At 51.8% G+C, this 18,617-nt stretch carries 17 protein-coding genes and 1 CRISPR repeat array; of the genes, 8 read left to right on the forward strand and 9 right to left on the reverse strand.

The annotated features are described in order from the left end of the window. Positions 1-145 precede the first annotated feature (145 nt). A CRISPR array of direct repeats spans positions 146-531; the repeat unit is 36 nt; unit sequence GTTTGATAGGTATCCCTGTTCGGAAGGGATTAAGAC. Between the two features lie 144 nt (positions 532-675). After that, positions 676-879, reverse strand: coding sequence for an IS3 family transposase (locus CEK71_RS24150; protein WP_088619273.1), 204 nt, complete (start codon positions 877-879; stop codon positions 676-678). 298 nt (positions 880-1,177) lie between these two features. On the opposite strand from CEK71_RS24150, the gene CEK71_RS10125 reads away from it, so the two are divergent. From CEK71_RS10125 to rapA, 6 genes are all read left to right on the forward strand, one after another. Continuing rightward, positions 1,178-2,392, forward strand: coding sequence for a hypothetical protein (locus CEK71_RS10125; protein ID WP_088619274.1), 1,215 nt, complete (start codon positions 1,178-1,180; stop codon positions 2,390-2,392). 162 nt (positions 2,393-2,554) lie between these two features. Then, the gene (locus tag CEK71_RS10130) at positions 2,555-2,758 is read left to right on the forward strand and encodes a hypothetical protein (protein WP_088619275.1); all 204 of its coding nucleotides are present in this window, start codon (positions 2,555-2,557) and stop codon (positions 2,756-2,758) included. 8 nt (positions 2,759-2,766) lie between these two features. Continuing rightward, on the forward strand, positions 2,767-3,153 hold the full coding sequence (locus tag CEK71_RS10135; protein WP_198328549.1) for a type II toxin-antitoxin system VapC family toxin: 387 nt from the start codon (positions 2,767-2,769) through the stop codon (positions 3,151-3,153). A gap of 228 nt (positions 3,154-3,381) precedes the next feature. Next, positions 3,382-4,311, forward strand: a complete 930-nt coding sequence (locus CEK71_RS10140) for an ABC transporter ATP-binding protein (protein ID WP_198328551.1) — start codon at positions 3,382-3,384, stop codon at positions 4,309-4,311. Continuing rightward, positions 4,308-5,072, forward strand: a complete 765-nt coding sequence (locus CEK71_RS10145) for an ABC transporter permease (protein ID WP_088619278.1) — start codon at positions 4,308-4,310, stop codon at positions 5,070-5,072. The genes CEK71_RS10140 and CEK71_RS10145 overlap by 4 nt, the downstream gene beginning before the upstream one ends. 60 nt (positions 5,073-5,132) lie before the next feature. Then, positions 5,133-7,958, forward strand: a complete 2,826-nt coding sequence (rapA, locus tag CEK71_RS10150) for an RNA polymerase-associated protein RapA (RefSeq protein ID WP_088619279.1) — start codon at positions 5,133-5,135, stop codon at positions 7,956-7,958. 69 nt (positions 7,959-8,027) lie between these two features. Here rapA and CEK71_RS10155 read toward each other — a convergent pair whose 3' ends face one another. Beyond that, positions 8,028-9,500, reverse strand: coding sequence for a RimK family protein (locus CEK71_RS10155; RefSeq protein ID WP_088619280.1), 1,473 nt, complete (start codon positions 9,498-9,500; stop codon positions 8,028-8,030). Between the two features lie 263 nt (positions 9,501-9,763). Between CEK71_RS10155 and CEK71_RS10160 the strand changes: the two genes are divergently transcribed. Both CEK71_RS10160 and CEK71_RS10165 read left to right on the forward strand, forming a co-directional pair. After that, a complete protein-coding gene (locus CEK71_RS10160; protein ID WP_088619281.1) occupies positions 9,764-10,855 on the forward strand; it encodes a DUF2817 domain-containing protein in 1,092 nt (363 codons plus the stop codon). Then, complete coding sequence (locus CEK71_RS10165) at positions 10,852-11,970, forward strand: GNAT family N-acetyltransferase/peptidase C39 family protein (protein ID WP_088619282.1); 1,119 nt, start codon at positions 10,852-10,854, stop codon at positions 11,968-11,970. Before CEK71_RS10160 ends, CEK71_RS10165 begins: the two co-directional genes overlap by 4 nt. 87 nt (positions 11,971-12,057) lie before the next feature. Here CEK71_RS10165 and ald read toward each other — a convergent pair whose 3' ends face one another. The 7 genes from ald to prmA all read right to left on the reverse strand — a co-directional run bounded on the left by ald (position 12,058) and on the right by prmA (position 18,460). Next, the gene (gene ald, locus CEK71_RS10170) at positions 12,058-13,155 is read right to left on the reverse strand and encodes an alanine dehydrogenase (protein ID WP_088619283.1); all 1,098 of its coding nucleotides are present in this window, start codon (positions 13,153-13,155) and stop codon (positions 12,058-12,060) included. A gap of 265 nt (positions 13,156-13,420) precedes the next feature. Next, complete coding sequence (locus tag CEK71_RS10175; RefSeq protein ID WP_088619284.1) at positions 13,421-13,699, reverse strand: helix-turn-helix domain-containing protein; 279 nt, start codon at positions 13,697-13,699, stop codon at positions 13,421-13,423. Position 13,700: 1 nt separating this feature from the next. Continuing rightward, the gene (dusB, locus tag CEK71_RS10180) at positions 13,701-14,681 is read right to left on the reverse strand and encodes a tRNA dihydrouridine synthase DusB (RefSeq protein WP_088619285.1); all 981 of its coding nucleotides are present in this window, start codon (positions 14,679-14,681) and stop codon (positions 13,701-13,703) included. A gap of 244 nt (positions 14,682-14,925) precedes the next feature. Next, positions 14,926-15,471, reverse strand: coding sequence for a hypothetical protein (locus tag CEK71_RS10185; RefSeq protein ID WP_088619286.1), 546 nt, complete (start codon positions 15,469-15,471; stop codon positions 14,926-14,928). Positions 15,472-15,699: 228 nt separating this feature from the next. After that, positions 15,700-16,896 carry a class I SAM-dependent rRNA methyltransferase gene (locus tag CEK71_RS10195; RefSeq protein ID WP_088619288.1) on the reverse strand — a complete coding sequence of 399 codons (1,197 nt, stop codon included), beginning with the start codon at positions 16,894-16,896 and terminating at the stop codon, positions 15,700-15,702. 1 nt (position 16,897) lies between these two features. Next, entirely contained in the window at positions 16,898-17,572 is a 675-nt protein-coding gene (locus CEK71_RS10200; protein ID WP_088619289.1) for a DUF3426 domain-containing protein, read from the reverse strand. A 9-nt stretch (positions 17,573-17,581) separates the two neighbouring features. Further along, positions 17,582-18,460, reverse strand: a complete 879-nt coding sequence (gene prmA / locus CEK71_RS10205; protein ID WP_088619290.1) for a 50S ribosomal protein L11 methyltransferase — start codon at positions 18,458-18,460, stop codon at positions 17,582-17,584. Positions 18,461-18,617 lie beyond the last annotated feature (157 nt).

Below are 18,617 nucleotides of genomic sequence, written 5' to 3' on the forward strand. Positions count from 1 at the left end.
AGGATTGTTTTATGCAGCACACTAATTTTTCGGTTAGAATAGCCAAGCCTGATAGTTTTTTAGGGTTAACTGAAAAAGCCAAAAACGGTCTCTTAAAAACAGCATATAACCTACTGATATATAAATTAAATATTTATCGTCAGGGGTTTGATAGGTATCCCTGTTCGGAAGGGATTAAGACAAAACATTTTTGCTGTATGGAAGTTGACAACGTTTGATAGGTATCCCTGTTCGGAAGGGATTAAGACAATCTTCTTGTGGATGTTCTGCTGCCCACTGTTGGTTTGATAGGTATCCCTGTTCGGAAGGGATTAAGACCCTGTAGCAGTCTCTTTTATTTCTTCTCTCGTCAGGTTTGATAGGTATCCCTGTTCGGAAGGGATTAAGACATCATCAACCGAGTCAAGCCGGCAATGTGGCTAGTTTGATAGGTATCCCTGTTCGGAAGGGATTAAGACATCGACTTCGTAAGGGCGAATGCTATTTACACTTACGGTTTGATAGGTATCCCTGTTCGGAAGGGATTAAGACAATGTGATCTGCGTATATAGCCAATACGATATAAATTGATGATGCCAAAAAGGGGACAAGAAGGACTGTACGTCCTTGAAGGACGGGCAGTCCCTTATCGGCTTATATTGGATTTGTAATGGTCAACAAAAACCGGACACTTTCTTAGGCAACCTTGCTGTAAAATTCCCGCTCAAATTCCAAAGGGGTTTTATAGCCCAATGTCGAATGCGAACGTCTGCCGTTATAAAAAGCGAAATAATCAATAATGCTTAGTTTTGCGGCTTCTTTTGTCTTGAACCTTTCGTAGTTCAATTGCTCGTGCTTTAGGCTTGGGGGCGGGATAGGGTGCTTGAATGATGGCAACAATTTTGTTGTGCAACAAAATTGTTGCTATGGTGTAGGATCTTCGATCAGAAGGTTAATGTCATGTCACCACAAGACCCTATGCACATCACTATGATGCATCAGTTAGCGATGCCTGCCGAACATCACCCGAATGAGTCTATTTGAATGAATCTATTTGGTTGGGGCAGGTCTAGCTACTGCGGGCTAATGCCAATCTGGGTATCCGGTTTTACGGTTAAGATTAGGCTCGTCAATTGCCCACGTCTTTGGCTAGCCTTTGCAGGGCTGGTAAAAGGCCTTTTTTCTATTAAGGTGTCTTATGAAAATGAAAACAATCGGTCTGGCTTCGCTTTTGGGGGGCTGTGCCATTATGTCGGGGTGTTTGGCCAATTCAGGCGGGGTCAGTGAGGCGGTGGCGGATACGGGTGACGGCATTATGATCGATGCCCGTTGTTTTGATGAGGGCGGGCCGTTTTTGTACCAAGACAATGCCGACAAATATACGTTTTTTTCTGGGTCTAAGGGCGAAACGGCTTATAAGCCCGGCCAGTGTGTGTTTGGGCAATGGAATAAGACGGAGTTTATCAATCCGACCCATAAAATGCCTGCGGCTTTGCAGGGTGAAGATGATCCGGTCTTTAAAAACCCGGAATCTGTGCTGTATTCATCGCCCGATAAAGCCAGGGCGGAATCCCGGTTTCGGATTTATCGGGATGCGAAAAATGGCCGGAAAGGCGAGTATGTTTATGAGCTGATGAGTGCGAACGGTTTTGGCGATGCGGGCGGCGGTACGGCTTTAGGGTTGCAAGCACCGTTGCCTGACAATAACCGAAGCCCCGATCCGTATCTTATGGACCAACCGGTTTGGTATAATATCCGCCTAAAGCTCAAGCAGTTGTCGTTAACCTATAATGATGACTCCCCGCACCATAGAAAATTAGTCGATGGCTTTTTTAATAGCGGCATCACCTTCCATTATTTGGTCAGGGACGGTAAGGGCAAGGTCACAAAAAGATACCCGCTGTTTCTGCAAATCAGGCACGCAACCGCGAGTGTGGTTGGTAGCCAGCAGATGGTGGGGAATAATTTCTCTGTGACCAATAAGGGGCATGGCAACCAGCCGTCTGGGTTTTTGTGGGGTGGGGTTTTGGAACCCGATAAATATATCACCGCTGTGGCGCCTGCTAATGCGGGTCTTACGGCCTATCGGTTTAAGTTAAATGATTATCTGTGTAATGCCGCGCGTAAAATAGCCGATAAGCTGCAATGGACGGGTGAGGAGAGAGCGAAGGTGTTGGATTTGCATAATTGGGAGGTGCGCAGTAACTATATGGGACTGGAAACCGCCAATGGCACCAAAGACCCGGCACAGGCCGCTAGGTTGAGTAAGGTGGCTGGGCAAGCGATAAAAGTCGGTACGGCTTATGGCGACATTAAAATGACGGTGCAAATTGCCGAGCCGCATGTTTTTAAGAATAAGGCCGTACATTTGGATGCCGGTTATTGTGCCAGTTCGCCATTTATTGACGATTAGGCTTTTACGGATGGCTTGGGCAGAGGGCAAATTGACTGGGAGTGATTGGGTGTTTTTGTGCTGTTGCCGGGCTTGAAAGGCAATTGGTCGCCCAAGCCCATTTTTGATAAAATTCTTAGCTTTTTACTAGCTAAGGCGAAGTGATGAGGGGGAGTGGGTATTATGAATAGGGCAGAAATTGAACAGGCTGTATTAAAGGAAATGCACGCACTGCCTTTAGATAAAGTGGAGGCTACGTTAAGCTTTGTTTTGTCTTTAAAGGCGAAGCCCGTTAATAAAAGGCCATTAGGTCTATTAAAAGGCAAAGTGGCTTTTGCTATTGAAAAAGATTTCAAATTGACAGATGAAGACTTTTTGCGCTCATGAGAGGCTATTTGCTTGATACACATAGCTTTTTATGGTCAATATGGGAGCCTGAAAAATTAGGTTCACAGGCCGTTGCTGTAATAGAAAATGCGGATAATGAGGTTTTTGTCAGCTGCATTTCGTTTTGGGAAGTTTCTTTAAAATATGCCTTGGGCAAGTTGAGTTTAGGGTGTAACCCTGATACGTTACTTAAATTGGCTGATGATATGGGCTTTACAACAATACCGTTAACGCCGAAGGAAGCTGCTCTGTTTTATCAATTACCGAAACTTGCACACAAAGATCCTTTTGATAGGATGTTAATTTGGCAAGCTGTCGCAAATGATTGGGTATTAATTTCTAAAGATAGCCAGTTTGATGCTTACGGATCTTCTGGCTTAAAAACTATTTGGTAAGTTACTGTTGCGGTTTATCTGGCCGCGAAGCCTGTCTGTAGCTGTACGCTTTCTCCCCCGTGCGTTATTTTCTAAGCCCCACCCAATTTCTGATAGAATCATAAGATTTAATTGGCTGTCACCACGGCTGTTTGCCGCTTATCTGCCGCCGTGCCGTTAAGTGCGGGCGGGTTTTACTAACGGGCGGGCATATCCGGCCTGGTCATCGGAATAATAGCAACTTTATTGATGAAAGCATTATCTATTCGTAACCTTAAAAAAACCTATGGCAATGGGTTTCAGGCCTTAAAAGGCATAGACTTGGATGTCGAAGCGGGGGATTTTTTCGCTTTGCTAGGCCCTAATGGGGCGGGTAAGTCCACGGCGATAGGTATTATCAGTTCACTGGTTAATGCCAGCAGCGGTTCGGTGAGCATTTTTGGCCATGATTTGGAAAAAGAGCGTTCGCAAGCGAAAAGTTGCATCGGCCTAGTGCCGCAGGAGATTAATTTTAACCAGTTCGACACGGTACAAAGCATTTTGCTGAATCAGGCGGGTTATTATGGTACGCCGCGCAAGCTTGCGCTGCAACGTACCGAGCAGTGCCTTAAGCAGATGGATTTGTGGGATAAGCGTGACACGGTGTCACGACGCTTGTCGGGCGGTATGAAACGCCGGGTGATGATTGCCCGGGCGATGGTGCATGCGCCGAAGCTGCTGATTTTGGACGAGCCGACGGCGGGGGTGGATATTGAAATCCGCCGCTCAATGTGGAAAATGATGGAAGAGGTCAACCAACAAGGCACGACCATTATTCTGACTACGCATTATCTGGAAGAGGCGGAAAGCTTGTGCCGTAATATCGCCATTATCGATCAAGGCCATATTGTTGAGCATTCGGATATGAAAAGCTTGCTGGCGCGGCTGAATGTCGACCATTTTGTCTTGGATTTGGCGGAGCCTTTGGCGGCTGCGCCCGCGCTGGCCGGGTTTAAGGCGGAGTGGGTCTCGGCGAAGGTGTTGGAAGTGGCGGTGCCGAAAGAAAGCGGTCTGAACGAGTTGTTCCGGCAGTTAAGTGAGCAGCAAATTCAGGTGTTGAGCCTGAAAAATAAAACCAACCGTCTGGAGCAGTTGTTTATGGATTTGGTGGACGCAAAAAATGCCGGAGGGGCCGCATGAATAATTGGATTCCGTTCCGCACGATTGTCGTTAAAGAAATTTACCGTTTTGTGCGTATTTGGCCGCAAACGCTGTTACCGCCCGCTATTACAACGACGCTGTATTTTTTGATTTTCGGTAAGCTGATGGGCGACCGGATCGGCCTGATTAACGGTGCCCCTTATATGGATTATATTGTGCCGGGGGTGATTTTGATGTCGGTGATCAGCCATGCCTATTCGAATGTGGTGTCGTCATTTTATTCGACCAAGTTCCAGCGTAATATCGAAGAGTTGATTGTCGCGCCGGTGCCGAACTGGGTGATCTTGTTGGGCTATGTCAGCGGCGGCATTATGCGCGGTTTGTTGGTCGGTACGGTAGTCGGCCTGATCGCCATGTTATTTGCCGATATTTCAATTCACAGTATAGTGATTACGTTGGCGATGGCGTTTATGACCGCGACCTTATTTGCTTTGGCGGGCTTTATCAATGCGGTGATGGCGGAGAGTTTTGATGATATTTCGATTATCCCTAACTTTGTCCTGACCCCGTTAAGCTATTTGGGCGGGGTGTTTTATTCCGTATCGATGTTGCCGGGGATATGGAAAACCATTTCTATGGGCAACCCGATTTTGTATATGGTCAATGCCTTTCGGTACGGCTTTATTGGCGTGTCCGACATTGATGTGCGGCTGTCTTTTTTGATGACGGGCGGGGTTATCTTGGTGTTGGCCTTGACTAGCCTTATCTTGTTGCGCAAGGGGACGGGGATTAAGCAGTAGGGCAGGGCGTAACGTTAGCGCTTAACAGTTTTTGTTTAACTATTTAGATACAGTAATTTAATGGAATCATTTATACCCGGACAACGTTGGATCAGTAACACCGAATCGGAATTAGGTTTGGGGTTAATCCTTGATGTCAGTTTTAACCGCGTCACTGTGCTGTATTTGGCTTCTGACGAGCGGCGCATTTATGCGCGTGATAATGCCCCCCTGACCCGAGTGGTGTTTTCGGTCGGCGACACCATCGAATCGGTGGATGAAGATAAGCTGACGGTAACGGAGGTCATTGAGAACAATGGCCTGATGACATACATCGGCAAAACCGCCGATGGCGAGGCGATGCAGTTTGAAGAAGTGGAACTGAACCACCGCATCCAGTTTAACAAACCGCAAGACCGTTTGTTTATCGGCCAAATCGATCCGAACGATTGGTTTTCGTTACGTTACGAGACGTGGCAGCGCTTGCGCCAGCACCAACAATCCCCAGTTAAGGGCTTGTTAGGTAGCCGCGCGTCGTTAATCCCGCACCAAGTGTTTATTGCCCATGAATCCGCCAACCGCATCGCCCCAAGGATTATGCTCGCCGATGAAGTCGGTTTGGGTAAGACCATTGAGGCGGGGCTGATTTTGCATCATCGCCTGATTAATGGCTTAAGCCAGCGGGTGCTGATTATTGTGCCGGAAAGTTTGTTGCACCAATGGCTGGTGGAAATGCTCAGACGCTTTAATCTGCGTTTTAGTTTGTTTGACGAAGCCCGCTGTTTGGGCGAGTTGGGCGATGACGGTATGGACGAAGACGATGCCGACAAAGCGGTCCTGAGCGGCAACCCATTCGTCAATGAGCAACTGGTTTTGTGTAGCCAACAGTTTTTTGCCCAGCATCCGTTGCGGCAACAGCAAGCTTTACAAGCGGGTTGGGATATGGTCATTGTCGATGAGGCGCACCATTTGGCATGGAGCGAACAGGCGGCCAGTTCGGAATATTTGTTTGTTGAGCAATTAGCGTTGGCTACGCCCAGCTTGATTTTGCTGACGGCGACCCCGGAGCAATTAGGTAAGGAAAGCCATTTCGCCCGCTTAAGATTGCTGGATCCTGACCGTTTTTATAGCTTTGCGGCATTTTTGGCCGAAGAAAAACAGTTTGAGCCAGTCGCCGATGCCGCGAAAATCCTGCTGGCCGACAAGCCGTTGGCTGAGGCAGACTCCGCCTTATTGGCGGGGTTACTGAAAGACGATAATGTCGGCACCTTATTGAAAAATCTCGCGGATAGCGAAAAATCTGCCGCCGCCCGCGCAGCGCTGATTAAAATCCTCCTCGACCATCACGGCACGGGGCGGATTTTGTTCCGCAATTCCCGGCAAACCGTACAAGGTTTCCCTGAGCGCGAACGCCACGGTTATCCATTGGAAGGTGACGAAAACACGGCGGACTTGCAAAAAGATCCGCGCTATTTATGGCTGGTGAATACGTTAATCTCCGCAACATCGGCATTGCGCGACCAAAAAGCCTTATTGATTTGTAAACACGCGCAAACGGCAGTTGATTTGGAATTGACGTTGCGGGTGCGTGGCGGTATCGCCTCGGCGGTGTTCCATGAAGGCATGTCGATTATCGAGCGTGACCGCGCTGCCGCTTATTTTGCCGATCAGGACAGTGCCGCGCGGTTGTTGATCTGCTCGGAAATCGGCAGTGAAGGCCGTAACTTCCAGTTCGTCCACCATTTGATTCTCTGGGATTTGCCGACCAACCCCGATTTGCTGCAACAACGCATAGGCCGTCTTGACCGTATCGGCCAGCAGCATGTCATCCAAATCCACATCCCCTACTTAGAACACTCGCGGCAAGCGCTGTTGTACCGTTGGTATGACGAGGGCATGAATGCGTTCCGTGCCAATTGCTCGGCCGCGCGTCCGGTCGCCGATGTGCTGGCGGATGAATTGGAGGCGATGTTGTTTCAGGATGAGGCGCAGATTGAGGCCTTTATCGCCAAAACCCAGGCTTTAGGCCGGGAAATTGCTGAGCAACTGCATAATGGCCGCGACCAGTTGTTGGAATTAAATTCCTTCCGTAAAGACGAAGCCGAGCTATGGGTGGAGCAGCTTAAGCGTTACGAAAAAGAGGCTTTGCTGTGGCCTTATATGGAGGCGGTATTTGAATGCTACGGGGTCGATACCGAATTCCATTCGCCGGATTGCTTTATTGTCCGCCCTAGCGACCATCTGCGCATCGCCCATTTTCCGGGCTTAGATGAAGACGGCGTGACCGTCACCGTCAAACGCGCGTGTGCGCTGGCGCGTGAGGATATGCAGTTTTTAACCTGGGAACACCCGATGGTGACGGCGGCTATGGATTTGGTGTTGTCCAGCGAGACCGGCAATGCCGTGGTCAGCGTCGTTAAGCACCGCGATTTGCGGCCTGGACAATTTTTATTGGAATGCCTGTTTATCGTCGAATGCAGCGCCCCGGCGCAACTGCAAATAGGCCGTTTCTTGCCGCCCACGCCGATACGCATTTTAATCGACCAGCACCAGCAGGATTTGACCGAGGTCTTTAGTCATCAGCAATTGCCGGAAACGGGCAAGGCCTTTGATAAGCAACAAATCGCGGCGTTCTTGAATAGCCAACGCAAGCCGTTGAGCAAGCTGCTGTATAACGCCGAAGAATTGGCGCGGGTGCGGATGCAGGCCTTAACGGCGGAAGCTAACACCACCATGTTGGAATCGTTGTCTGCCGAAGTGAAGCGCATGGCGAGGCTGAAAAAGGTCAACCCTAGCATTAAGGCCGAAGAGATTGAGCAATTGAAGGATTTGACCATGCTGGCGCATGAGAGCATCCAGGCTGCGCAATTGCGTTTGGATGCAGTGCGGTTTGTGATTGCCAGTTAAAACTAGGCTGGTTTAAAAATAGTCAGTAGGTGTGTTATGTTCGTGTTAAAAAAACGGTTGCACGCCTACTTATATTCCCTTGCTGCGGTTCTCCATGCGCCGTAAAAATTCCGTCATTATCAGCCGATACAGGTTGTCGCCCAGGTATTGGTCTTCAATGCCGCTGTCGATGCTGGGGTTGTCGTTGACTTCTATCACATAGCCTTTGCCGTTCTTCTCCTTAACATCCACCCCGTACAAACCGTCGCCTATGTGTTGGGTGGCTTTTAAGGCCGCATCCAACACGGCTTTGGGCACTTCAAAGGTGGCCATGGTCTGAAAATCGCCGCTATCCGTCCGGTTTGTCCCGTGCCGATAAATTTGCCAATGGTTCTTCACCATGTAATAGCGGCAAGCGTATAAGGCTTTGTTGTTAAAAACGCCGATCCGCCAGTCAAAATCTGTGTACAGGAACTCTTGGGCCAGCAGGAGTGCCGATTGTTGGAATAATTCGGCGACTTTGTGGTTCAGTTCTTGGCGGTTGTTGACTTTTTCAATGCCCCGCGAAAATGAGCCGTCGGGGATTTTAATGACCACGGGGAACCCGGCTTCCGCTTCCAATTTATCCAAATGGCCGGCATTGCCTTTGTGCAAAATCCAGGTTTTCGGCGAGGGGACCCGGTGGGTGCGGAACAAATCCGCCAGATAGACTTTATTGGTGCAGCGCAGCATGGAGGTGGGGTCATCAATCACCATCAGGCCTTCGGCTTCGGCTTTTTTGGCAAAGCGGTAGGTGTAATGGTCTATGGACGTGGTTTCGCGGATGAACAGGCCGTCAAATTCCGGCAGACGGGCAAAATCCTGCTTGCCTATCAGTTCCACATCAATGCCCAGTTCGGTGCCTATTTTGATGAATTTTTTCAGTGCCGCGCGGTTGCTGGGCGGGATTTTTTCTTCAGGGTTAACGAGCATTGCCAAGTCGTACCGGGCAATTTTCCGCGCCCGGCCTTTGCGCCAGACTTTTTTGCTGAACTTATCCAGGGCTTCGGCAAACAGGGTTTGCTGGGTATCGTCCAGGTCGAGGTAGGAGATGGCTTTTAAGTGGGTCACTTCCCATTGGCGGCCAAAATGCAGGGTGGCTTCCAGTACCGGGAAGGGGAAGCGGTCGAACAGGAGCCGGGCCAATTCCTGTAAGGCGGGGTCGGGTGTGGTGCCGAAATAGCTGAGTAAGGTGAGGGCGTTATCCTTGCTTTGGCCTTTGAAGGCGCGTGCCAAGGGTTGTGACAAATCATCCAGTTGCAATCGGTACAGGGCATTTTTGCCTAAGTCATTTAGGGCTTTGACCGATGGGATGACATGATGGCTACGCGCTTCGGCCAATAATGAGCAGTAATAGCCATCGGACAGGTAGCTGTAGCTGGCGCACAGGTTAATGATGCGGACGCGTTCTTCTGCGGGGCCTTGCCCGGTTGCCAGATAGTTTTCAAAGGTGATAACCTGATCACTGGGATAGTAGGGGTTCCAGTCGGAAAGGTCGTCAACGACCAGTAGGGTGCGCGCCATAGCAAAGGGGTGTCCTTGGAAGTGAGTGGCTATAATTTTGGAACCAAGCGGTTTTTTTCACAAGCGGTTTCTTGGCTTGGAGAAGCCTATTTCTGAAACAGTGCATATAAAGGGCTGGCGAGTCTGGCGGGTTTAGTTTACGGTAGTAAGCTGAACATCGGGTGAAGACTTTAGCGATGAATTTATAACCCTTCATTTTTCTGGCCTAGCCTCTTCCGTTTCCGCTTTCAGTCGTGTCCCCATAAATTAAGGTAAGGTGTAGTATGTCATCCCATTTTCCTTTTACGGCCATTGATACCTCGCTGTTTTCAGACAGGTATGCAGTCGGCAGGCAGCGTTGGTTGGCGCAAGTGGCGCAACTGCCCGGCCATTATCGGCATATATCTTACCCTTGTGCCGGGTTGGGGCCGGAAGGCGAGCCTTTGCTGACCGATACGGTATGGATAGGGGCTGAAGATGCCACTAAGGTGCTAGTATTGATTGCCGGAACGCATGGCGTTGAAGGTTTCGCTGGGAATGCCGTTGAAATTGACCTATTGCGCCTGATGGCGCAAGAGCAGATCGTTATTCCGGCTAACGCTGCCGTATTGATGGTCCATGCCTTAACGCCGTGGGGCTATGCTTGGCGGCGGCGTTGTGATGCCGATGGCGTGGACCTTAACCGTAATGTGGTCGATTTTGCCCAGCCTTTACCCGAAAATCCCGGCTATGAGCAGCTAAGGCCAGCGTTATTTCTGTTTGATATCCGGCAGCGCCAAGCCGCGTTTGCCGACTTTACCCGCCAGTACGGGCGCGAGGCTTTTGAAAGCGCCATCAGTGCCGGACAATATACCGACCCTGTCGGGCCGTTTTATGGTGGCCGTGCGCCTGCCCATGGCAGGCTGGTTACTGAGGCCTTGCTTAGCCAGTATGCGTTGTCCCAACGTGATTTGGCGGTGATTGATTTGCACACGGGTTTAGGCCCCTTCGGTTACGGCGAAATTATTTGCGACCACGCGCCTGATAGTGCGGGGGCCGCTGTGGCAAGGCGTTGGTATGGCGGTTCGGTCACCTTGCCTTTGCTTGGTACGTCGACATCTGTACCTAAACTGGGCTTGCTGGATTTTGCTTGGCACCGCATTATGAATGCGCACAGTTGCTATGTGACCCTGGAATTCGGCACTTACCGGACGTTGGAGCTGTTTGAGGTGTTATTGCAAGACCATTTGCTGTGGGCGCAGGCCGATAATATACCCGCGCGTATTGCGCATAGCCAATTGATGCTCGAGCATTTCTGCCCGAATGATGTGGCTTGGCAAGAAATGGTGCTGGTGCGGGCGCGGCAAGTGTTTACCCAAGCGTTGCGGGGGTTATGAACTTGGCCGCCGTGATCCGCGCCGCCTTGCCCGATGATCTGGAAGAACTGGTCAGGCTTGAAAACGCCAGCTTTACCACAGACCGGTTAAGCCGCCGCAGTTTCCGCCATTGGCTCAGCACCGACCAGCGGGTCTTGCTAGTGGCGGAGGTCGGCAGTAGCTTGGTGGGGTATATCCTCATTATTCAGCATCCGGGGACCCGTCTTGCCCGCATTTATTCTATTGCGGTCGCCGCCCCGCATCGGGGTTTGGGGATTGCCAAGGCGTTGATGTTAGCCGGGGAGCAGGCCGCGCGTGATAATGGCAGGCTGTATTTACGTTTGGAAGTCAGTGCCGATAATCTGGCGGCCATCAAGCTCTACGAAACATTGGGGTTCCAAAAATTTGGCATCTACCGGGATTACTACCAAGACCATAAGGATGCTTTGCGTTACCAGAAACGTATCCGCCGTTATGGCGACACCTTACAGCACCGTACCGTCCATTGGCTGAGGCAAACCACGCCGTTTACTTGTGGGCCGGCGGCGTTAATGATGGCGATGCACGGGCTGGATAAAAACTATTTGCCGTCACGCGAGGAAGAGATCAATTTATGGCGTGAAGCCACGACCATTTATATGACCTCAGGTCATGGCGGTTGCCATCCGATTGGTTTGGCTTTGGCGGCAAAGCGGCGGCATTTTGCGGTTGAAGTGTGGATTAACCAAACCGGGCCGCTTTTTATTGACGGTGTCCGCAATGAGGCAAAAAAACAGCTGGTTGAGTTGGTCGACACCTGCTTTAAACGTGAGGCCGCCGGACAGGGTATCCCTATCCATTACGCCAATATCACTCAGAATGAACTGATTAGGGTATTTCAGGCCGGGGCGATACCGTTAATCTTGATCAGCACCTTTTTGATGGACCGCAAAAAAGCCCCGCATTGGCTGGTCATGAGCGGTTTTGATGACGATTGCCTGTATATGCACGATTCCGACCCGGACGACGGGCGGCAAACCGAAATTGACTGCCAATTTATTCCCATTACGCGTGGGGATTTTGACCGGATGTCCTGTTTTGGCAAAAATAGGTTGCGGACGGTAGTGGTTATTTGGCCGGATGGGGGGCTTGTGTAAAATAACATCGGTAAGTTGGCCGATTGCCTTCTTGGGTGTGGGCAGTTTGGCCGTGAGGGCGGGCAAGATGCCCGCGCTCCCGTTGTTTTAGCCCTGGTAATAAGCCAGCATCCCTAAGGCCTCGGCGACGGCTTGGCAGGTGATTTTGCCGTTGTGGACATTGATGGCCTTGGCGAGGGCGGGGTCGGCCAGTAAGGCTGCGGTGTCGGCGATGTTGGCAATTTTCTGGATGTAGGGCAAGGTGGCATCCATCAGCGCGAGCGTTGAGGTTTGCGGATAGGCACCCGGCATATTGGTGACGCAGTAATGGATAACGCCGTGCTTAATAAAGACCGGCTCGGAGTGGGTGGTCGGTCTGGAGGTTTCGATACAGCCACCTTGGTCGATGCTGACATCGACCAGCACCGAACCGGGCTGCATGGTTTTTACCATCGCCTCGCTGATGACTTTAGGGGCATTGGCTCCCCGGCATAAAACCGCGCCGATAACCAAATCGGCATCGCTAAGGTGTTGGGCGAGCACCGCCGGGCTGGAGAGGAAAAATTCGGCCTCCGGTAAGACGGTGGCTTTGACCTTGGCCATAAAAGCGGTGTCTATCCCCGCCACCCAGACTTGCGCCCCCATGCCGCAGGCGGTTTGGGCGGCATGTTGTCCGACCACGCCATCACCAATGACGACCACCTTGCCGTGGCGTTTACCTAGCACCTTGCCAAGTTGTACGCCCTTGCCGCCGTTAAATTGAGCCAGGTAATAGCTACCCATTAAAGCGGCCATATTGCCCGCCACCGCGCTCATAGGGGCTAGGATAGGCAAGCGTCCAGCACTGTCTTCTAGCGTTTCGTAGGCAATGGCGGTAGTGCCTTTGCTGAGCAGTTCTTTGGTCAGCCGAGGGTCTACCCCCGCCAAATGAAAAAAGGTAAACACCCGTTGCTTGTCCAGATAAGGATATTCGCAGGCCATAGGCTCCTTCACTTTTACTACCAGTTCGGTAGCCCAAGCTTCGGCGGCGCTCACTAACTGCGCTCCGGCCTGTTGATATTGGCTATTGCTGAATCCTGAGTGCAGGCCCGCATCCTGTTCGACCAGTAAGATATGGCCTTGGGCGCATAAGCTTTGTACGCCTGCCGGACTGATCGCCACTCTGCCTTCTTGGTTTTTGATTTCTTTTGGGACACCAATTTTCATCGCTTTTCCTCTGCTGTCGCTTGCTTAAGTGAGTTGCTGGTTAGGGGCGGCGCACCGCCTTTGTTTTGATCGTGTCCGTGGGTGGCTGGGTGGCGGAATATAAAAGGCGTTAAGCCTTTGCCGCTGTAGGGATAGTTATAAGAAAGCGGGTGGGCGTTTGGCAAAGCGTAATAGCTGCTTCCGGTTACTGCCGCCGCAGTTGCGCGTAGGGTTGCCGCCAGTGTCCTTATCTTAAGGGCAGTGGGGCGTTGCTGGCAAGTGCGGTTTAGGAAATGCCGTAATGTTCCAGTTTTTTGCGCAGGGTGCTGCGGCTTAAACCGAGTATTTTCGCGGCTTTAGTTTGGTTGTGTCCGGCATGGGCGAGAGCTGCCTCCAGCAAGGGTTTTTCCACTTCACCCATGACCATGGTATGCAGGTTAACGGCATCATGGTCTTTGAGTTGGGCAAAATACAGCTCCAAGGTTTGGGTCACATAAGCTGATAAGGGTACGGGCGTAATGTTGTCGGTGTTGATGGATCCGGCAGGCTGTTTAAATGCTTCCATATTATGCGGCACGGGCGTTAGTCAGATAATGAAAAAAGGCGTTGATTTGCGCGATTTGTTCGGCGGGCAGTTGCGCCTGATTGATGGCGGTGCGGGTGTCCCCAGATAGGCCTAGTGCCTGGCAGTACCATGCGATATGTTTGCGGGCTATTCTAACACCACTGTTATCCCCATAGAAGCGGTACAACGCTTCTATATGCCCGATAAGGGTTTGCTGGATACAAGCTAGGCTCGGTTTGGGCAAGTATGTGCCGGTGGTGAGGAAATGGCTGGTTTGGGCAAAAATCCACGGGTTACCTTGGGCGGCGCGGCCTATCATAACGGCATCCGCGCCAGTACTGGCCAATACTTGGCGGGCTTTGTCCGGCGAGTCGATGTCGCCATTGGCGATAACGGGTATGCGTATGGCCTGTTTGACTTGGCGTATGGTCTCATATTCGGCGGTTCCGGCAAATTTACAGGCACGCGTGCGCCCATGTAGGGTGAGGGCGGCTATGCCGGCGTTTTCGGCGATCTGGGCGATGGCCAAGGCGTTGCGGTTTTGTAAGTCCCAGCCCGTGCGGATTTTGAGGGTGACGGGGATGGTGACGGCGGACACGACGGCGTTGAGGATTTGTTTTACCAGTTCTTCATTTTTTAGCAAGGCAGAACCTGCGGCAACCGAACAGACTTTTTTAGCGGGGCAGCCCATATTGATGTCGATGATGTCAGCGCCGCGTTCGGCGTTAAAGCGGGCGGCATCGGCCATGTCTTGTGGGTTGGTTCCTAGAATCTGCACTGAGCGTATTCCGTTTTCACCGCGTTGGTCGGCTTTTAGGACGGTGCGTTGGTGGTGGCGCAAGGCGGGGTTGGAGGCGACCATTTCCGAGACGGCAAGTCCTGCGCCCCAGTCCCTGCATAGATTGCGGAACGGGCGGTCGGTGATGCCTGCCATGGGGGCGAGGATCACGGGGCTGGTAAGCGGGTAAGGGCCTATGTGCATGGCGGTTTATAGCTGTGGGTAATACGGTGGAAGGGCGCGTATCATAGCTTAAAACGCCGAAGGATTCAGCAATTATGACGGGCTAGGCGGATAGGGTGTAATTAGATGGCGGGGTTGGGCGTGAATGGTGCGTTTATATTGGCTTAACGGCCTTATCCCCCCGGCTTGCACCGCTTTTTAGCAGTGGAAGCCGGGGGGATTTTAAACGCTTAGGGCAGGCTGGTTTTGCCTTATCCCAACGGTTTTACGGATTGCTTGGGCCGTTGTGGTCGGCTGAATCGTTCCAAATGGGGTTGTTGCGGTCTTCGTCGGTCAGCTTGGCGTTGTCGTCGGGGTAGATATGCCAGAAAGATTGGTCGATTTTGGCGTTGCTGTAAGTGTCTTTTTTCTCATGGCCGAACGGGCACCACCAGTTTTCGACGATTTTCACCATATAGGCGTGCCATTCAAATAAGGCGACGCTGTAGGGGCAGTACCAGGTGCAGTTGAGTATCCAGAACAGCCGGTATTGTGACAGGCTACCGAGAAACGATGGTTTCATGGTGATTTGGTTTTTTAGGGTGTAGCGGTGGCTGGCGCGGTCGGGGATGAAGTCAGACCATTTTTTCAGGTTTTTCGCGCCGATAAACAGCAGGTGGTAATAGGTCAGATAAGCGCTTAAGATGACGAACGGCAAGGTCAGGATAGGCAGATAGACCAGTACCATGCCGACGGCGCGTTGCCAGACGGGCATGTTGTCGTGGTGTTTGCCGATTTCGACGCGGCCGGCGCAGGATTCGCAAGCTTTCATTTAGGGTGTCTCCTCATTATCAGTCGTGGTTACATTTTTTATAGTTGTGATTTCGTTATCGGGGTGCATAAGCCCGAATAGGCTTAGGCAGCCCCCGCAACAAAATTTTTTGTTACCGTTGCTATCGGTTAGGGTAAATCCTTTCAGGTATACGGGCTGTCCGCACAGGGCGCAAGGGTCTGTTTCCATAGTGGCAAGTTGCCTCAATGCGTTTACGCTTTAATGGCTTTACAAGCTGGATGATACTGAACAAAAAAACGTTTTTAGGTAGTCTGTTTCGGGTATGGCCGGATCAATCGGGTGATCTGGACCTTGACCTAGGCTGGCGAAAAAGGTCAGATGGCGGTCGATATGCCGCCCCGATGAACGTAAAATTTCCTGCAAATTATCACGGCTTAAGTGGAAAGAGCAAGAGGCGGATACGAGTATGCCGTTTTTTCCCAGCACTTGTAAGGCCAGATGGTTGAGGCGGCGGTAGGCTTCGTAACCTTGTTTAAAATCTTTTTTGCGTTTGATTAGGGCGGGCGGGTCAAGGACGATAATGTCGTAGAGTTCGTTATCCAGCCGTGCCTGCTTTAAAAACTCAAACACGTCGCTACGCACAAACTGCATCCGTTCCGCCACGCCGTTGAGTCTGGCACTTTCTGCCGCCAGTGTCAACGCACCTTCCGAGGCATCGACGCAGGTCACTTCGGCAGCGCCCGCTTGCGCCGCCGGAATGCCCCATGCCCCGGTGTAAGAGAATAAGTCCAGTACGCGCAAGCCTTTCGCCATGCTTGCCAATTGGGCGCGGCTGTTGCGGTGGTCGTAAAACCAGCCGGTTTTCTGCCCATCAAGGATATTGATGTTAAAGTGTGCGCCGTTTTCTTCAATGGTCAGGGTGTCCGGCAGTTCGCCGTAGGCAATTTCCGACTCCAAAGACAAGCCTTCCAATTCGCGTTGGCCGTTGTCGTTTTTTAAGACGATGGCGGTTGGGGTGAATAGTTCGACCAGTGCGTCGAGGAGGGACGTTTTACGTTGCTCGATACCTGCGGTGGTGATTTGTACCGAAAAGACGCTGCCGAAGCGGTCGATGACCACACCCGGCAAGCCGTCGCTTTCGCCGAATACTAGCCGATAATAGGGTTGGGCAAAGGCTTTTTCGCGTAATGCTAGGGCGGTGCTGAGGCGGTCTTTAAAAAAGTTTTGCCCGCATTTCAGGTTGGCTTTGCGCGACAGCAGCCGGGCGCAGATTAGGGTGTTGGGGTTGACGTAAGCCGTACCCATGGCTTTGCCGTCGGCACTGTGGATTTGCGCCAAGTCCCCAGGGGTAAATGCTTCTAAAGGCGAACGTTGGGTATCGATTTCGTTGCTGAACACCCATAAATGGCCTTTGCGCAGGCGTTGGTCTTCGTGTTTTTTTAGATAAAGTACAGGATGTGCCATATTAATAAGTCAAATCAAAGGTATAGCCGCCCACGGTTTCGGTGGTCGGGGCGATATGTAGGCTCAGTTCCACGGTGGCATCGGGCCGTATCAGTGCGTTTTGTGGGTTGAGCAGGTAATCTTCGGGTTTAAAGCGGCGCTGGGCGACGGCGTTGCCGCCATAATCTTGCAGCGTCAGGACAATGGTCGGGTAAGCTTGGGAAAAAGCCGCTTGGTTGTTGACTAGGGCTTTAAACAAATAGCCGTGGCTAGCCAAAGGTTCCAGTACATTGTGTATAACCGCCAATTCGGCGGCGTTACGGTAAGGCGGTAGCGGGCATCTTAGGGGCTGGCATAAACGGCGTACGGTAGCATTATTGCTGATGGCATGGCTGTGAAAATAGCCCAGTTGCCCGATGAGCAGCAGTACGCCTCCGTAAACACCCGACCGCCAGTGCGGGCTGGCGATGGCGGTCGGTTTTTCCCAGGGCAAAACGCTGGGTGTGTCCGTTGCCGATGTCGGCTCTTGGGGCGGTGCGGGTTCCGTCTCTGGCGCGGCCATTGCCCTCGCGCTTAATTGTTCTAAGGCATCAAAATGGCTGGCGCAGTGTGGGCAATAAGTGATGGCGCGGGTGATGCGCAATTGTTCTACCGTCAGCGTCTGTTCTGCCAAGCAATTAGGGCAACGGGTAAACATCGCGGCAGGTCAGCGTTTGCCGCCGTCCAGCCTTAGCCAGTCCTCTTGTTGCCGGGGCGGGTTAAAGGCGATGGCCTGTTGGTAAGCCGCCATGACCGCGTCGCCTTGGTCATGCAAAATCCCTGATAAGACCAATTGCCCACCCGCCGCCACTAAAGCGCTAATAGGCGTGGCCAGATCAATCAGCGGTTTGGCCAAGATATTGGCTAACACCACATCGGCCAGTACAGGCGTGAACTGTTCGGGCAGATAGCCGCTTATTTGCGCTTGGACGTTATTTTTTGCGGCATTGTCTTGGGTTGCGGTCAGTGCTTGCGGGTCAATGTCGACCGCGTAAGCGTGTTTGGCACCCAGTAACACCGCCGCCACCGCCAGAATGCCGGAACCGCAGCCATAATCAATGACGGTTTTGCCCGTCAGGTCATGGCTGGCCAGCCATTCCAGGCATAATGCGGTAGTTGGGTGCGTGCCTGTGCCAAACGCCAAACCGGGGTCTAGGGTCAGGCAGACGGTTCCGGGTTCGTGCTGTTCTTGCCCGGTCGGGCAGACCCAAAGCCGGTCGGCGAATTTCATCGGGTGATAAAATTCCATCCACGCCCGTTCCCAGATTTGGTCGGCAATTTCTTCGTATTGCCAATCGAACAAGTCTTGCGGCGAAAATTGCTGGTAGGCGGTCGCTTTTAACTGTTCCGGTTCGGCATCGAGCTCATATAGGGCGATCACTTGGGTGCGCGTCCAGATTTTGGTCTCACCGATGGCCGGCTCGTAAACCGGCTCGTCTTCGGCATCCATATAAGTGACCGACACTGCGCCTAACTGGTCGAAAAAATCGGCAAGCTTAGGGGCTAGGTGTTCGTGGGTGATAACGGTGAGTTGATGCCAGGCCATAGTGGGTGGGGGGTGAGGGTGGACGGGGTGGAAATCGGTAGCCCACAAGTTGGCTCCCCATCACAATGCGGTCTCTGTCAGGGGGATTTTTTACGGGTTATCTGTTTCTCTGAGGTATCCGGTCGGAACTGGAATATAGAAGGACAAACGCTGGCAC

Origin of the sequence: Methylovulum psychrotolerans, from assembly GCF_002209385.1 — a bacterium.
In the GTDB taxonomy this organism is placed as follows: domain Bacteria; phylum Pseudomonadota; class Gammaproteobacteria; order Methylococcales; family Methylomonadaceae; genus Methylovulum; species Methylovulum psychrotolerans.

Coding starts and splice junctions, on each gene's coding strand:
- CEK71_RS10125 (WP_088619274.1), top strand. CDS start 1,178: ATGAAAATGAAAACAATCGGTCTGGCTTCGCTTTTGGGGGGCTGTGCC.
- CEK71_RS10130 (WP_088619275.1), top strand. CDS start 2,555: ATGAATAGGGCAGAAATTGAACAGGCTGTATTAAAGGAAATGCACGCA.
- CEK71_RS10140 (WP_198328551.1), top strand. CDS start 3,382: ATGAAAGCATTATCTATTCGTAACCTTAAAAAAACCTATGGCAATGGG.
- CEK71_RS10145 (WP_088619278.1), top strand. CDS start 4,308: ATGAATAATTGGATTCCGTTCCGCACGATTGTCGTTAAAGAAATTTAC.
- rapA (WP_088619279.1), top strand. CDS start 5,133: ATGGAATCATTTATACCCGGACAACGTTGGATCAGTAACACCGAATCG.
- CEK71_RS10155 (WP_088619280.1), bottom strand. CDS start 9,500: ATGGCGCGCACCCTACTGGTCGTTGACGACCTTTCCGACTGGAACCCC.
- CEK71_RS10160 (WP_088619281.1), top strand. CDS start 9,764: ATGTCATCCCATTTTCCTTTTACGGCCATTGATACCTCGCTGTTTTCA.
- CEK71_RS10165 (WP_088619282.1), top strand. CDS start 10,852: ATGAACTTGGCCGCCGTGATCCGCGCCGCCTTGCCCGATGATCTGGAA.
- ald (WP_088619283.1), bottom strand. CDS start 13,155: ATGAAAATTGGTGTCCCAAAAGAAATCAAAAACCAAGAAGGCAGAGTG.
- CEK71_RS10175 (WP_088619284.1), bottom strand. CDS start 13,699: ATGGAAGCATTTAAACAGCCTGCCGGATCCATCAACACCGACAACATT.
- dusB (WP_088619285.1), bottom strand. CDS start 14,681: ATGCACATAGGCCCTTACCCGCTTACCAGCCCCGTGATCCTCGCCCCC.
- CEK71_RS10185 (WP_088619286.1), bottom strand. CDS start 15,471: ATGAAAGCTTGCGAATCCTGCGCCGGCCGCGTCGAAATCGGCAAACAC.
- CEK71_RS10195 (WP_088619288.1), bottom strand. CDS start 16,896: ATGGCACATCCTGTACTTTATCTAAAAAAACACGAAGACCAACGCCTG.
- CEK71_RS10200 (WP_088619289.1), bottom strand. CDS start 17,572: ATGTTTACCCGTTGCCCTAATTGCTTGGCAGAACAGACGCTGACGGTA.
- prmA (WP_088619290.1), bottom strand. CDS start 18,460: ATGGCCTGGCATCAACTCACCGTTATCACCCACGAACACCTAGCCCCT.